Annotated in this window: 16 protein-coding genes and 1 riboswitch; of the genes, 11 read left to right on the top strand and 5 right to left on the bottom strand. The window is 44.1% G+C overall.

All coding sequences use genetic code 11. The annotated features are described in order from the left end of the window. Window positions 1-67, top strand: a riboswitch (Fluoride riboswitch). A gap of 2 nt (window positions 68-69) precedes the next feature. The 3 genes from AMICO_RS10220 to AMICO_RS00190 are packed head-to-tail and all read left to right on the top strand — an operon-like array spanning window position 70 to window position 1,909. After that, the gene (locus tag AMICO_RS10220) at window positions 70-546 is read left to right on the top strand and encodes a cation:proton antiporter domain-containing protein (RefSeq protein WP_211204280.1); all 477 of its coding nucleotides are present in this window, start codon (window positions 70-72) and stop codon (window positions 544-546) included. A 38-nt stretch (window positions 547-584) separates the two neighbouring features. Further along, the gene (locus tag AMICO_RS10215) at window positions 585-917 is read left to right on the top strand and encodes a cation:proton antiporter domain-containing protein (RefSeq protein WP_244392413.1); all 333 of its coding nucleotides are present in this window, start codon (window positions 585-587) and stop codon (window positions 915-917) included. 20 nt (window positions 918-937) lie between these two features. Continuing rightward, complete coding sequence (locus AMICO_RS00190) at window positions 938-1,909, top strand: biotin--[acetyl-CoA-carboxylase] ligase (RefSeq protein WP_013047454.1); 972 nt, start codon at window positions 938-940, stop codon at window positions 1,907-1,909. A gap of 137 nt (window positions 1,910-2,046) precedes the next feature. Here AMICO_RS00190 and AMICO_RS00185 read toward each other — a convergent pair whose 3' ends face one another. The 3 genes from AMICO_RS00185 to AMICO_RS00175 all read right to left on the bottom strand — a co-directional run bounded on the left by AMICO_RS00185 (window position 2,047) and on the right by AMICO_RS00175 (window position 4,865). Further along, window positions 2,047-3,660, bottom strand: a complete 1,614-nt coding sequence (locus AMICO_RS00185; protein WP_013047453.1) for a Na/Pi cotransporter family protein — start codon at window positions 3,658-3,660, stop codon at window positions 2,047-2,049. A 140-nt stretch (window positions 3,661-3,800) separates the two neighbouring features. Beyond that, window positions 3,801-4,583 (bottom strand): inositol monophosphatase family protein, encoded by a 783-nt coding sequence (locus AMICO_RS00180; protein WP_013047452.1) that lies wholly within the window; start codon window positions 4,581-4,583, stop codon window positions 3,801-3,803. Window positions 4,584-4,604: 21 nt separating this feature from the next. Next, window positions 4,605-4,865, bottom strand: coding sequence for a hypothetical protein (locus AMICO_RS00175; protein WP_013047451.1), 261 nt, complete (start codon window positions 4,863-4,865; stop codon window positions 4,605-4,607). 217 nt (window positions 4,866-5,082) lie between these two features. Between AMICO_RS00175 and AMICO_RS00170 the strand changes: the two genes are divergently transcribed. The 5 genes from AMICO_RS00170 to AMICO_RS00150 all read left to right on the top strand — a co-directional run bounded on the left by AMICO_RS00170 (window position 5,083) and on the right by AMICO_RS00150 (window position 9,931). Beyond that, entirely contained in the window at window positions 5,083-5,388 is a 306-nt protein-coding gene (locus tag AMICO_RS00170; RefSeq protein WP_013047450.1) for a DUF6262 family protein, read from the top strand. Between the two features lie 101 nt (window positions 5,389-5,489). After that, window positions 5,490-6,512, top strand: coding sequence for an ABC transporter substrate-binding protein (locus tag AMICO_RS00165; protein WP_013047449.1), 1,023 nt, complete (start codon window positions 5,490-5,492; stop codon window positions 6,510-6,512). Continuing rightward, window positions 6,509-7,429: a betaine/proline/choline family ABC transporter ATP-binding protein gene (locus AMICO_RS00160; RefSeq protein ID WP_013047448.1), complete on the top strand. Its 921-nt coding sequence runs from the start codon at window positions 6,509-6,511 to the stop codon at window positions 7,427-7,429. The genes AMICO_RS00165 and AMICO_RS00160 overlap by 4 nt, the downstream gene beginning before the upstream one ends. 31 nt (window positions 7,430-7,460) lie before the next feature. Beyond that, on the top strand, window positions 7,461-8,261 hold the full coding sequence (locus AMICO_RS00155; protein ID WP_244392411.1) for an ABC transporter permease: 801 nt from the start codon (window positions 7,461-7,463) through the stop codon (window positions 8,259-8,261). Between the two features lie 86 nt (window positions 8,262-8,347). After that, window positions 8,348-9,931: a DEAD/DEAH box helicase gene (locus AMICO_RS00150; protein WP_013047446.1), complete on the top strand. Its 1,584-nt coding sequence runs from the start codon at window positions 8,348-8,350 to the stop codon at window positions 9,929-9,931. Window positions 9,932-9,994: 63 nt separating this feature from the next. Here AMICO_RS00150 and AMICO_RS00145 read toward each other — a convergent pair whose 3' ends face one another. Continuing rightward, window positions 9,995-10,429: an MOSC domain-containing protein gene (locus tag AMICO_RS00145; RefSeq protein ID WP_013047445.1), complete on the bottom strand. Its 435-nt coding sequence runs from the start codon at window positions 10,427-10,429 to the stop codon at window positions 9,995-9,997. 75 nt (window positions 10,430-10,504) lie between these two features. Between AMICO_RS00145 and AMICO_RS00140 the strand changes: the two genes are divergently transcribed. Beyond that, window positions 10,505-10,936 (top strand): thioesterase family protein, encoded by a 432-nt coding sequence (locus tag AMICO_RS00140; RefSeq protein ID WP_013047444.1) that lies wholly within the window; start codon window positions 10,505-10,507, stop codon window positions 10,934-10,936. A gap of 52 nt (window positions 10,937-10,988) precedes the next feature. On the opposite strand, the gene AMICO_RS00135 is transcribed toward AMICO_RS00140, so the two are convergent. Further along, window positions 10,989-11,861: an NAD(P)-dependent oxidoreductase gene (locus tag AMICO_RS00135; protein ID WP_013047443.1), complete on the bottom strand. Its 873-nt coding sequence runs from the start codon at window positions 11,859-11,861 to the stop codon at window positions 10,989-10,991. A gap of 96 nt (window positions 11,862-11,957) precedes the next feature. Between AMICO_RS00135 and AMICO_RS00130 the strand changes: the two genes are divergently transcribed. After that, complete coding sequence (locus tag AMICO_RS00130) at window positions 11,958-13,022, top strand: class I fructose-bisphosphate aldolase (protein ID WP_013047442.1); 1,065 nt, start codon at window positions 11,958-11,960, stop codon at window positions 13,020-13,022. Window positions 13,023-13,024: 2 nt separating this feature from the next. Next, complete coding sequence (locus AMICO_RS00125) at window positions 13,025-13,792, top strand: polysaccharide deacetylase family protein (protein WP_013047441.1); 768 nt, start codon at window positions 13,025-13,027, stop codon at window positions 13,790-13,792. Window positions 13,793-13,811 lie beyond the last annotated feature (19 nt).

The following is a 13,811-nucleotide window of genomic DNA, read 5'->3' as shown; positions in this document are numbered from 1 at the left end:
TAAATAGCGGGTGATGGGGTTCACCATAAATACTATAAATGCGAAAGCTGATGACTCCTACAAGTATTAATGCTTGTAGGAGTCATTTTTGTATTCCATGTGAAAGGGTGTTTTATTATGGCTTTTAGTCTTGCTATTATTTTACTATTTGCCCTGCCAACAAATAAAATTTTTGAAACTTTGAAAATGCCTGGTTTATTGGGCACCTTGCTTTTAGGAATAGCTATAGGCCCGTATGGTCTGGACTGGCTTCAACCTGAGCTTTTAAATGCTTCAAGCGATTTAAGAAGAATCGCCCTCATTATTATTTTGTTACGTGCAGGATTGGGAATAAATAGAGACGACTTGAAACAAAATGGGATCATAGCTTTAAAGATGAGTTGTCTGCCTGGTTTGTTCGAAGGAGCAACCATAGCATTTATATCAGTAAAATTATTAGGTTTTTCCTTAATTCAAGGCGGAATACTTGGTTTTATTCTTTCTGCAGTATCTCCCGCCGTGGTTGTTCCTTCCATGCTTGATTTAATAAAATTGGAGAACGCTTAGCCCAAAAACTTAACAAAATATGGATTTTCGCCGAAATCTTGCTTTTTGTTCTTGTTGGCGCCCAAGTAGACGTAACATTGGCATTTAAAGCAGGGGGAGTAGGTATTGCTATAATTGGAACTGGATTGATTGGTAGAAGTATCGGCGTTCTTTTTTCTCTTGTAGGAACGAATTTCAATTGGAAAGAACGACTCTTTTGTATCATTTCCTATTCTCCAAAAGCTACTGTACAAGCAGCCATGGGGGCAATACCTCTATCATTAGGGGTCGAGTCAGGAGATGTTATTTTAGCTATAGCTGTATTATCTATACTTGTTACAGCTCCATTAGGAGCTATTGGCATTCGATATTCCGCTAAAAAACTATTATAAATATTGAGGGAGAGATCCTTTTGAAAAAACACATCATCAATATATTGAAACAGACTCAGGGAACCTACGTTTCAGGTCAGGATCTCTGTGAACAGCTGGGAGTAAGCCGAACAGCCGTGTGGAAACATATCAACCAGCTTCGAGAGGAAGGATACACTATCGATTCTTCAGCTCGAAAAGGGTATCGCCTTATAGATGTTCCTGACCTCCTGAATGAATATGAAGTTGAACCTCTTCTGACGACAGAAGTTCTAGGCCACCCTATTATTCATTTCAGAGAGGTGCCATCCACAAATATTGAAGCCAGGAAATACGCACGGGAAGGGACCGCTGAAGGAACGGTTATTGTAGCTGAACATCAGACGGCAGGGCGAGGCCGCTCAGGACGTTCATGGTTCTCTTCACCGGAATGGGCCATTCAGATGTCCCTTATTCTCCGCCCGAAAGTTTCACCAGCCCTTGCGGCATCAATTACCCAGATTGGAGCAGCCGCTGTGGCAAAAGCACTGGAAAGCCTCGGTCTATCTCCTCAGATCAAATGGCCAAACGACGTGCTTCTTTCAGAGAAAAAGGTCTGCGGCATCTTAACAGAAATGAGCTGCGAATTGGATCACATCAATCATATTGTCATTGGCATCGGCATTAACGTAAATACTCCTCATTTTCCTGACGATGTAGCGTCCGTAGCAACATCTGTTCGTATTGAGAAAGGTGAAACATGGAACAGAAAAAAACTGATGGCTGCCGTTCTCAACTCTTTTGAGCCCCTTTATAAGGAATTTTTGGAAGGAAAGGAACACCCAGAGTATCTTCGCATCTGTCGAGCACTCTCAAATCTTATTGGACAACATATCACATACGAAACAACAAAGGGACGCCTCTCTGCCAAGGCTATTGATATCGATAACATCGGGCGGCTTATCGTTCAGCACAGCGATGGTTCTACAGAAACCCTGCTTTCTGGAGAAGTTCATATCGGAACCCAAGAATGAAAAAGGAGACTCCCCGGGAATACCCCCGAATTTGCATCCCCGGGGCTGCAGCCGTCCCCGTACCATAATAACAGCATCCCGTTAGAATGGAAGGGAAAGAAAATTTGGGGCTCCCTAGGAAGCCCCAAAAAAGAGTTCTAGCGATGGGTTTTTGCTATATCCAGGGCAATGAAGGATAAATTATGGGCGTGGTCCCCAATTCGCTCGAGGTTGCTGAGAATATCAATAAAAATAACTCCCGCGGAGGGGTTGCATTCCCCCCTGTTCAATCGGCGAATATGACTCTTTCGAAGGGTCTTTTCCTTACGGTCAACTTCTACTTCCAAAACATCTATGACCTCATGAGCTTTACTCACGTCCTCTTCTGCTACCGACTCCAGGCTTAATGTAACAGACCTGAATACAGTATTGAACATGTCTTGGAACTCCTGCATAGCGACAGGGGAAAAGGTTAATCTATGTTCAACTTTATAGTCATAGAGCTCTATAAGGTTTTGGCAGTGGTCTCCAACCCGTTCTATATCGCTAATGCCATTAACGTAAGCGGAAAGGACAACTGACAATTCACTTGAAATGCTTTCCTGCCATATTTCAGCCGAATACTTCGCAATGGCATGGGTCAGCTCATTCAAGATCTTTTCTGATTCATTCACCTGATCGATCATCTTCGGGTCGTCATTGACAAAAGCGTTTTTAACATCCTGCAACATGGAGAGAGCGATGGCACCCATGTGGGAAATTTCTTTTTTTATCGCGTCTATTGCTGCCGCTGGGGAAGCTGTAACGAGCTTAGGGTCAAGAAACTGGGGGCCAACATTGATAGCGCTGCTTTTTCCTGGGACAATAGCTTGAATCAATTTGACAAAGACTGATGTAAAGGGAAGGAAAATGAGGGTGTTCGTTACGTTGAAGAGGGTGTGGGCATTGGCAAGCTGTCTCGCGATATCCGATGACGTCATAGAGATGACCGTCTTAAAAATTGGTAGTATGGTCATAAATATGACCACACCGATAACATTGAACATAACGTGTGCCGCCGCCGCTTGTTTGGCAGACCTGTTTGATCCTAAAGAAGCAATGACTGCCGTAATCGTTGTACCAATGTTATCACCAAGGAGTATGGGGACAGCCGCATCCAGGGATAAAAGTCCCTGACTGGCCATGGCAATAGTAAGACCTATTGTCGCTGAACTCGCCTGAACAACCATTGTCACAAGGGTTCCTACAAGAACACCAAGAAGAGGGCTTCGGCTGAACATCATAAAAAGGTCTTTCCGTCCCTGAAGGAAATCCATAGCCCCTTCCATTGTTTGCATACCTAGAAAAAGAAGGCCGAACCCAACCAATCCATTGCCTATATATTTTTGCCGCTTAGATTTCCCGAAAACAGCAAAAAGCATTCCTATACCAATGACTGGGAGGGCAAAATTCTTTATCTTAAAAGCTATAACCTGGGCAATCACAGTGGTGCCGATATTAGCCCCCATGATCACTCCCACTGCTTGTTTTAAGGTCATAAGGCCAGCATGCACAAAACTAACGGTCATAATAGTCGTTCCGCTACTGCTTTGGATAAGAACTGTCACTAACGTACCTATAAGGACCCCACGAACAGGTGTGCTCGTAAGGGATCCCACCAATTGTCGCATTCTATCGCCTGCTAAGTCCTGCAGGGCATCGCTCATTAGTTTGATGCCAAACAAAAAGAGCCCTACGCCCCCCAAAACCTGAAGTGCATTTGAAAGTGGCACCGCACAGATCCCCCCGGAAGAAAAAATATATAAACTTGAAAAGAAAACCTTTAGTGAAATGTTCCCACTAACTGTAACACACTCTACTTAAGGAATGCTAGTTTTTTTGCCCAAAAAGACATGTCAAAAATTACTTTCATTTATAATTCCCTTACAAGATTGAACAACTCCTGATGTATTAGATTATTAGTACAAAGAAGGTTCTGATTAACAAGGTCCTGAATAGGTAAACCTTTCCAGTTGCAGGCCTTTCCTCCTGCCTCTTCCAAAATAAGAAGGCCCGCATAAAAGTCCCAGGGCTTCAATTCCATTTCAAGATATCCGTCAAGACGGCCGCAGGCAACATAAGCGACATCCAGGGAAGCTGCCCCCCGCCGTCTGACATCATGACAACGTTCATATATTTTTGTAACGATCTCTATTTCTTTTTTACCGAGCTCTTTGTTGTAAGCTGTTCCAAAACCTATAAGACTTTCTGAAAGGGTTCTCGCTTGTGAAACCGAAATGAAAGAGTCATTCAAAAAGGCCCCTTCATTTTTAGCGGCAAAAAAGAATTCGCCATTCGCTGGATCATAAATATATGCCTGTCGTATGGAATAGTTCTCCACATAGGCAAGAGAAATGGCAAAAGCAGGATATCCATGGAAAAAGTTCACTGTTCCGTCAATAGGATCAAGAACAAAAGCACTCCCTTTCAACTGGAGGGAATTGCGTGATGACGAAAACTCCTCCCCAATAATGACACTCTCAGGAAAATATTTCTGAAGATGTTGAGTAATGAAGGCCTCTACTCTCACATCAGTAACCGTCGTATAATCCGACATTGACCTGCGAGAGGCAATTTGAGTATCACGCTGTTCCATAATAATTTCCCCTGCATCCCGCAAAAGATCTGTTAATATTTTTTCCATAGAACCCTTCACCGGCGCCAGACTCCTTTATATTTAATTTTCCATTATGAAGAGAGAAACATATCTATTAACATGCTTTTCCGTTTTTTTAAGATACTCGGTTACCACTTCAAAAGGCAAATCATATTCTACAGCAAGATCTGTCAGTTCATCACCTATCTGCTGCCAAACAATACGGGGCTTGTCCCCTCCCTTTTTTTCTTCTTCAGAAGGAATAATAGAATAGATCAACACCCATTCTTCATGTGGGTGAGGAGACTCTTCCGTAGCCGTAATCTTCCATTTACATTCCATTGTTATCTTCCTCCCTAACTTTTTATTGGATATTTGTGATATTTTTTGATCATATAATGAATTCTCAGTGAAAGAAAGGGACAAAAATCGTTAAAAATGAACTTCATTTTTGTAAATTCGAGCAATTTGTCTTGACGTCATTTCCATACCGTGTTATTATTTCCCCGCTACTTTTGTAGCACTTTTGACGCATCGAATACACTATAAAAGGAGGAAGGTGCTAGGTCTGAGCGATAAACAAACTACAAAAAAAGAGAGAAAAGAGCTTATAGAAGCTGTTCACACAGCCCTTGAAGAGCTGTTAATGTCACAACAGCATATTGATTTTAAAGCAGTTGCGCGAAAATTGGGCATAGCCCGCTCTACCCTTTATCGAAATCCCATCGTTCGGGAAGAAATCGCTGCTGCTCGAGAAAAATCTCGAGTCTCGTCAATATCCTTACCGCAACTTCAGGAAGAAATTAGACTCCTTAAAGAAAGAGTTCAAAAGTTAGAAGACGTTTCTCACCAATGGGAGCCTTGAGAAACTCCCTTTCCTTTTGCTTTTTGTGCGTCTAAGGCACCACTGTCAGAATTTGTTCTGATGTTTAATTTTTTACATTTCTAAAGGAGGCAGGAGTTTAAATGAAAACTCATCTCTTGAAAAAACAAATCATAATTACCCTTTGTGCACTGTCTACTATGTTTTTAGGTGCGATAGCGGCAGAAGCTGCCCGGCCTATAACCTTTATTGATTTCAGCTGGGATAGTGTACAGGTACACAATCGAATCGCGGGCTACATTATTGTCCACGGGTACGGGAAAAATGTAGATTATATGTTTGCTGAATCTCTTCCCGGCCTTATGGGAATAGAACGGGGCGATGCCGATATTTCTATGGAGTTATGGGCCGATAATGTACATGAATGGTGGGAAGAAGCCCAGAAAAAGGGAAACGTTACGAGCCTCGGCATGAATTTTCCTGATGCCCCTCAAGGATGGTATGTTCCCCGCTATATGGTAGAAGGAGATGCTGAAAGAGGCATTGAGGCTACTGCCCCTGATCTTAAAAGCGTTTACGATCTTCCTAAGTATTGGGAGCTTTTCAAAGACCCGGAGGAACCTAATAAAGGTCGTCTTTACAACGGTCCCGCCGGATGGAAAGTCAGCTCTATTAATACAGAAAAAGTAATAGCGTACAGGCTGGATAAAAATTACACAGCTTTCGATCCGGGCTCCCAAACGTCCTTAGCTACCGCCATAGCTTCCGCCTACGAAAGAGGCAAACCTGTTCTAGCCTATTATTGGGAACCGACAGAAGTTATGGGTATGTACAATATGGTCAAACTTGAGGAACCGCCTTACAAAAAAGATATTTGGGAAACAACCCGCGGCTGTGATTTTCCTTCTGTGAAAGTTCTCATCATCGCCAACACAAAGTTTGCTCGCGAAAACCCTGAAATCACAGAGGTCTTCAAAAAATATACCACCACTCTCGAGCAAAATAACAAAACCCTTGCCTACATGAAAACAAGAGTGGTCGATGCAGAACAAGCGGCAGTATGGTTTCTTAAAAACTATTCTGAGGAATGGAAGGGTTGGATAGAGGATGAATCCGTTATCGCAAAGATTGAGAAGGCCCTAGAGAAGGAAGTGATAAAAGATTGATCCATACAACGAAAGCCTCAAAAGCATTAGAAATAAAAGACCTGTGGAAGGTCTATACAAAAAAGGATATTGACATAGACGTTGAAAATGGTGATCTCATTACAGAGCTCGATAAATCTGAAGATGCTGTTGTAGCAGTAAGGGGCGTTTCTCTTGCAGCCCGTCAAGGCGAGGTTTTCGTTATTATGGGACTTTCGGGAAGCGGAAAGTCTACACTGATTCGATGCGTTATTCGCCTTATTGAACCTACATCTGGAGAAATATGGGTCAATGGGCAAGAAGTAAGCTCTCTCCCTAAAAAAGATCTGACAGAGTTTCGACGCAAACAGATAGCCATGGTTTTTCAGCATTACGGTCTGTTGCCCCATAAAACCATTATAGATAACGTGGAGTTCGGACTTAAACTTCAAGGGATATCAGAAAAAGAACGGCGAGAACGATCAAACGTCGCTCTCGAGAGAGTTGGCCTTAAAGGGTGGGAGAACTATTATCCCAGCTCCCTCAGCGGTGGGATGAGGCAACGGGTAGGCATAGCCAGGGCTCTTGTGATGGATACGCCTATCCTTCTCATGGATGAGCCGTTCAGTGGCCTTGACCCTCTGATCCGTCGTGAAATGCAGGATGAATTGATCCGCCTGCAAAAAGAATTGAAGAAGACAATTTTCTTTGTTACCCACGACCTTGATGAAGCCATGCGCATGGGAGACCGAATGGCCGTCATGAAAAACGGAACCATCGTCCAAATGGGAGCTCCCGCTCAAATCCTTGCCAACCCAGCTGACGAGTATGTGGCCCGTTTTGTTCAGGATAAACGGCGTCAGATCCAGATGGCTGATGAAGGCGCATTTGTTAACGGGGAAAGCATGGATGAAATACCTGGCGAAGGAGTGATGGATCATATTTCCAGAGAATCTTGAATTTCATATAGCAAGTCACGTAAATAATGGGGTGAACTGGCTTCTTCAGGCGATGGCTCCCACTTTCGACAGCATTTCTAACGGAATCCTTGCTATGCTATTAAAAACAGAAAACCTGTTGCATATTATTCCGTGGTGGTTTTACATTATCTTTGTTGCTTTTCTCGCGTGGAAGGCAACACGATGCCTTAGTACAACGATTATACTGCCTCTGAGTCTAATTCTTATTGGAAGCTTTGGTCTCTGGAAGCTGGCTATGGGAACTCTTGCAATCGTCATAGCCTCTGTATTCCTCTCTCTTCTTATTGGTATTCCAGTTGGGATTCTCATGGCAGAAGCAAAGGGAGTGGAACCAATTGTAAAGCCAATCCTGGACGCTATGCAGACAATGCCAAGCTTTGTGTATCTTATTCCGGCCATGATGTTCTTTGGTCTTGGTAAGGTTCCGGCTGTTCTTGCCACGCTTATTTACTCTCTGCCTCCAGTGATTCGCTTGACGAATCTGGGGCTGAAGCAGGTGCCTCAACCTGCCCAAGAAGCTGCTATAGCTTATGGAGCGACAAAGTGGCAGCTTTTAAAAGAAGTCCGGGTGCCTTTAGCTATGCCTACCATTATGGCCGGTGTAAACCAGACAACTATGATGGCCCTTTCTATGGTGGTCGTTGCTTCAATGATCGGAGCAAGGGGCCTTGGTCAGGAAGTTCTGCTTTCCATCAACCGCATCGACGTTGGCCGAGGATTTGAAGCTGGCATCAGTATTGTTATTATGGCCATAGCCATTGACAGAATTACCCAGGGATTTGCCCGTCGATGGGATAAAGCCCAAAGATAAAGGCCCTATATGAGCTGCCTTCCTTAAAGGAAGGCAGCTCATATATAATAAGTACGGAACATATATTTTTTAAAAAGAGGTAAAGGATGGAGCGCTCCTTTTATAATTGGCAACTGAAAGCGTATAAAAAAATTTATGAAAAGAATGCCGTTCTCTCTGCGCCTACGGGAGCAGGGAAAACTCTTGTTGCCTATCTTTGGGCTGGCTTGCTCACAACGGAAGGCAAAGCCCAGATGCCGGAGGGCATTTCTCGCATTATATTTACAGCTCCCATAAAGGCTCTGAGCAACGAGCGCTACATGGACCTGAGGCGCATGGGTTTTGACGTAGGAATAGAAACGGGGGATTTTAAAAGAAACGAAGAGGCACCCATTATTTGCTGTACCCAGGAGATCTATACGCTCAAATATACAAAAGAACCCCATCAAAAACTGATTATAGATGAATTTCATTATATTTTTGAAGACCCTGACCGTGCGCGAACCTATATTGACGGCATAAGAGGAACAGCCCCAACAACATCAATTCTTGTCATGTCCGCTACCTTTAGTCAGCCTGGAGTCATTGGGCGTTATCTCGAAACCATCACTGAGCGGTCTTTTACAGTCTATGAAAGCCAGGAACGGGTCACTGATCTGGTGTATGTTCCCAAAAAACCCGCTCAACTTTTTTCTGTTCACGACGCCCTTGTATTTGTCTTCTCTCAGCGGGGGACTATGGATTTGGCCTATACCATCGCCAGAACCCGACGCCGGCTGCCCAGAGAACAGCGCAGCCGCCTTTATGAACTTGCAACGATCCTAGATGTTCCTAAAGTGCAAATGCCCCTTCTCTGCGGCATAGGCATCTATCATGGAAGCATGCTGCCAAAAGAAAAGCTCTTAGTGGAATCAGCTTTCCGGGAACGAATCCTTGATGTAGTTGTTGGGACAAATGCCCTGGCCTTAGGCGTCAACCTGCCAGCAGAATCTGTTATTTTTGCCCAACTGGTGCAGTTCCACGATAATGCCCCTATTAGCAAGAATGAATTTCTTCAAATGGCAGGAAGGGCTGGAAGAAAGGGCCTTTTTGATACAGGCTACGTTACGTGGCTATCCAAGTCTCCTTGTGAACATAGAGGTTACGACACTGGAGATGAATTCAAGAAACTGCTTTCCATCCCTCCTGAAGCTGCAACTGTTTCCCTAAGACCAGCATGGGGAGCTCTCTTGCGGAGGGAAGTTCACATTAATGAGGAAGCTGACTATATCAGCAGGTTTTCTCTGCCAGAAATCGACCCCTTCATTCTAAGAACCGAGTTAAGGCAAGGCCTCAATCGTATCGACAGGGCCATGCGCCGTATGGTGAGACCTCAACAGCGAAAACGATTCCGGACCTTGCTGGCCGATATATGGTATGAAGAAATGAGCGCGGATGAAAATCTTGAAATGGCTCGTCTCTTTTTTGCTGAAGAACGGCCGGAAGCCCTCTTTGCCGCTCAGCTGATCGCCCCGTATGAACGAAACTATCTGCAATCTCTTCTTAAAATCAAACGGTATGCTAATCATTTGCCTGAGGGATATTATTTTAAAAGTATGCAAATGCTCAATCAGACAGTAGATGATATTGACCCCACCATCTATGGATTTGAAGAAAAAATAAACGAGATCGAAGGGTCTTTAAAAAGCTAAAGACCAATTTTTCCCCCCACGAGAGGGTAGATGGCGGATATTTCAAGCCGGTTTTGTTCCCTGCTAATTCGTCTCTAAAAAAGAAACACGATCCCCAGGGACAACTTCTCCCCCCTGCACAACTCTGAGAAAATAACCCCATATGGGAAGCAAACACCAGCCCTTATAGTCATAGGTATGGGGTTCTCCTGGTTTTTTCCCTTTTTCTATAACTTCAAGTTTCACAGTAGGCCCGATGGCGAGAATAGTACCAGGGGAAAGGTCTTCCGGAAGACCTTTTACAAGCAAATTTTCTGCGAGGGATCCCGGGGGGAAAAGGATATTTGCCTGTTGCTCTGTTTTTTCTACGTCTTCGCGGCGAAGGAGGCTGACTTCTCTTTCATTGAACCCAAAATGTGAATCACCTTCTATTCCGCCAGAAGCAAAAAAAGCTTTTTCCACAGTCCTTTTCGGACTACTTCTCTTGGAGCTTATACATACGGCAAGAACTATTGCCACGTTATCACTCCCTTTGTCTATATAGTCCTCAAGTGTTAAAATAATATAACATTAGTGATTAAAGGGGGGCTGACAATGTTCAATGTGAAAGATATTCTTCAACCCGGTCTTACCGCCACAATCAAGAAAACTGTCGAAATTGATGATACTGTTGGTAATATGAACATCCATCTCAACCAGCTTCTTTCTACTCCGGCCTGTGTTCAGGCCATTGTTGGAGCATGTATCAAGGCAGTGGATCATTTTCTGCCGGAAGGATACATCACCGTTGGTAAATCTATTGAAGTAATTCACGAAGCAACGTCTATGTTAGGTGTTACCGTTGAATTCAAGGCTACTCTAACATCCATAGAAGGGAACCGTCTCTTCTTTGAGATTACAGCCTCCGATGCCATCGGAGTAACCCTCACTGCCCGTCATGAGCGAGTGATCGTCAATCATATGGCCTTAATGGATCGGGCTATAGAGCGAGTAAACCAACTTAATAAAATACGGGAAATGCCCTAACATTAAAATATATAAATATAGGGGGCAGTCTTTGAAAACTGCCCCTCATCTTTTAATCCTTTTGAGCACTGTAAAGTCTGAATAAGGCCTGAGTTCCTTCGTTATCATGCCCATGAAGGGCTAATTTTTTATACATGGAAAGAGCCATTTCCAAGCCGGGGGTATCCAACCCCATCCTATCTGCAGATTCAAGGGCTATTTTCATATCTTTAATAAAATGTTTCACATAAAAACCAGGATCGAAATTTCCTGCGATCATCCTTGGAGCAAGATTTGAAAGAGACCAGCTTCCTGCAGCCCCCTGAGCAATGCTAGCCAATACTTTATCGGGGTCGAGCCCCGCCTTAATGGCGTAAGAAATAGCTTCACAGACTCCTATCATATTTGAAGCTATAGCAATCTGATTGGCCATTTTTGTATGTTGTCCGCTTCCGGCCTCCCCTTGATAGACAATGTTCTTGCCCATCACTTCAAAAAGAGGTCGAACTTCATCGAAATCTTCAGGGTCACCTCCCACCATAACAGAAAGGGTCCCTTCCCTTGCGCCCTTATCCCCTCCTGAAACAGGAGCATCCAATGCCTTAAGCCCTCTCTTTTTAGAGGCAACATAGATTCGCGCTGCCAGCTCCGGACTGGAAGTTGTCATATCTATCAGATAGGTTCCCGTCCGCGCATTTTCAATAAGACCTCTCTGTCCCAGATAGATCTCTTCGACATCACGGGGGAAACCGACCATAGTAATAATACTGTCACACTTAGAGGCTAAAGATGGCACGTCTTCTTCCCAAGAGGCTCCCTGTTCAATCAGTTTTTCCGCTTTTACCCGGGTTCTATTGTAAACATGGAGGGAATAACCTGCCTTGAGCAAATGACCAGCCATACTGGCCCCCATAACTCCAAGACCAATAAATCCGATGTTTTTCATGAAGCAACTTCACCCCTTTCAAATTTTACATTCTGAGTATAACGTATGGTACGATAGTTGTGATATATCTATCAACCAAGAAAGAAGGGATAGACCATGTCGCAGTATCTTGAAGAAATAAAAGAGATTCTTGGAGACGATGGGGACTCTCTTCTCAACTACACGTGCTGGGGAATCCCATCGGAAATGCTTATCCCCCCGGCAGCTAATTTCGTTGATCGCCTTTCCGCAGAAACAGACCGTCCGATTCCTGTATTACGCTCGTTACAAACGCTTTTTAACACAGGCCGGCTAGGAGGAACAGGATATCTTTCCATTCTTCCTGTGGATCAGGGAGTGGAACACTCTGCGGGAGCAAGCTTTGCTCTCAACCCTATTTATTTTGACCCTGAACACATAGTGAAGCTCGCTATTGAAGCTGAGTGCAGCGCTGTGGCGAGTACCCTTGGCGTTCTTGGCTCTATGGCAAGAAAATATGCCCATCGCATTCCTTTTATTCTTAAAATTAACCATAATGAACTTCTCTCTTATCCCAACACATACGATCAGGTTCTTTTTGCTTCTGTTAAACAGGCTCAGGATATGGGAGCTTTAGCTGTAGGAGCTACTATCTACTTTGGAAGCCCTGAGTCACGGCGGCAAATCCAGGAAGTTTCTATGGCTTTTCATATGGCCCATGAAATGGGTATGGCAACCATTCTTTGGTGCTATCTTCGAAACAAGGCTTTTAAAACGAAAGAAAAAGACTATCATCTCGCCGCCGACCTCACAGGGCAGGCAAACTACTTAGGTGCGACCATCGAAGCGGATATTGTAAAACAGAAGCTTCCTGTCGTTAATGGAGGATTCCGTGATCTGCATTTTGGAAAAACATCCTCTGAAGTATATGAAAAGCTTGTCCCCGAACATCCCATCGACCTCCTTCGCTATCAGGTCGCCAATTGTTACATGGGGCGCGTTGGACTTATCAGTTCCGGCGGAGCTTCTATGGGCACTGACGATTTGAAAGAAGCGGTAAAGACAGCGGTCATCAACAAAAGAGGAGGAGGCATGGGGCTCATTCTTGGTAGAAAGGCTTTTCAACGCCCCTTCAGAGAAGGCATTCATATCATTCAAAATGTACAAAATGTCTATCTTGAAAAGGAGATCGCTTTGGCATAATTATGATAAGACAAATCTTTTCATTCCTCTTTACATTGACATGTATCTGGAGCTGGTGTTTCGCGGGGGGAATTGGCCACGCATTCGCTCCTTCCCCAGCCACTCCCCAATTATGGGGAGAGGACATTCCAGGGGTCAGAACCCGTCTTAATACCCAAGAGCCTGTTATTGCCCTTACCCTTGATGCCTGCGGAGGAAAAAGGGGAAACGGCTTTGATAAAAAGCTTATAAACTGGCTTCGCAAACATCATATTCCAGCAACTCTTTTTATTACAGGGCGGTGGATAAACGCCAACGAAGAAATTGCCAAAGAACTGGCATCATCTCCGCTTTTCGAAATAGAAAATCACGGTATGAACCACTGCCCCTGCTCTGTTTCCGGCCGATCCGCTTACGGCATACCGGGAACAGGCAGCGTAGAAGAAGTTATGAGAGAAGTTTCTGACGCAACGGTAATAATAGAGAAGGTGACGAATCGGCAACCTCGCTTCTTTCGTTCCGGTACAAATTATTATGACGAAGTAGCTCTTGCACTTATTGAAGATCTCGGATACAACGTTGTTGGATACTCCATTGCTGGTGATGAAGGAGCGACCTTATCAGAAGATGCAATTATGAAAAAACTCCTCCAGGCAAAGGCAGGAGACATCATACTATGTCATATGAACCAACCAGAAAGCGACACGGCGGAAGGATTGATCAAGGTTATCCCTATACTCCAAAAAAAAGGATTTCGTTTCGTCACGCTGCAAGAATATCCGTTGCGATAAAACCGGGAACTCTTACTGA

It is taken from the genome of Aminobacterium colombiense DSM 12261 (assembly GCF_000025885.1).
Lineage (GTDB): Bacteria > Synergistota > Synergistia > Synergistales > Aminobacteriaceae > Aminobacterium > Aminobacterium colombiense.
Note: the sequence above shows the minus strand (reverse complement) of the source record. Positions and strands in the feature narration are given on the sequence as shown.

Excerpts from the sequence above, each read along its gene's own strand:
- AMICO_RS10220 (WP_211204280.1), top strand. The coding sequence starts at position 70 with ATGCTTGTAGGAGTCATTTTTGTATTCCATGTGAAAGGGTGTTTTATT.
- AMICO_RS00175 (WP_013047451.1), bottom strand. The coding sequence starts at position 4,865 with ATGGAATGTAAATGGAAGATTACGGCTACGGAAGAGTCTCCTCACCCA.
- AMICO_RS00165 (WP_013047449.1), top strand. The coding sequence starts at position 5,490 with ATGAAAACTCATCTCTTGAAAAAACAAATCATAATTACCCTTTGTGCA.
- AMICO_RS00150 (WP_013047446.1), top strand. The coding sequence starts at position 8,348 with ATGGAGCGCTCCTTTTATAATTGGCAACTGAAAGCGTATAAAAAAATT.
- AMICO_RS00140 (WP_013047444.1), top strand. The coding sequence starts at position 10,505 with ATGTTCAATGTGAAAGATATTCTTCAACCCGGTCTTACCGCCACAATC.
- AMICO_RS00135 (WP_013047443.1), bottom strand. The coding sequence starts at position 11,861 with ATGAAAAACATCGGATTTATTGGTCTTGGAGTTATGGGGGCCAGTATG.
- AMICO_RS00130 (WP_013047442.1), top strand. The coding sequence starts at position 11,958 with ATGTCGCAGTATCTTGAAGAAATAAAAGAGATTCTTGGAGACGATGGG.
- AMICO_RS00125 (WP_013047441.1), top strand. The coding sequence starts at position 13,025 with ATGATAAGACAAATCTTTTCATTCCTCTTTACATTGACATGTATCTGG.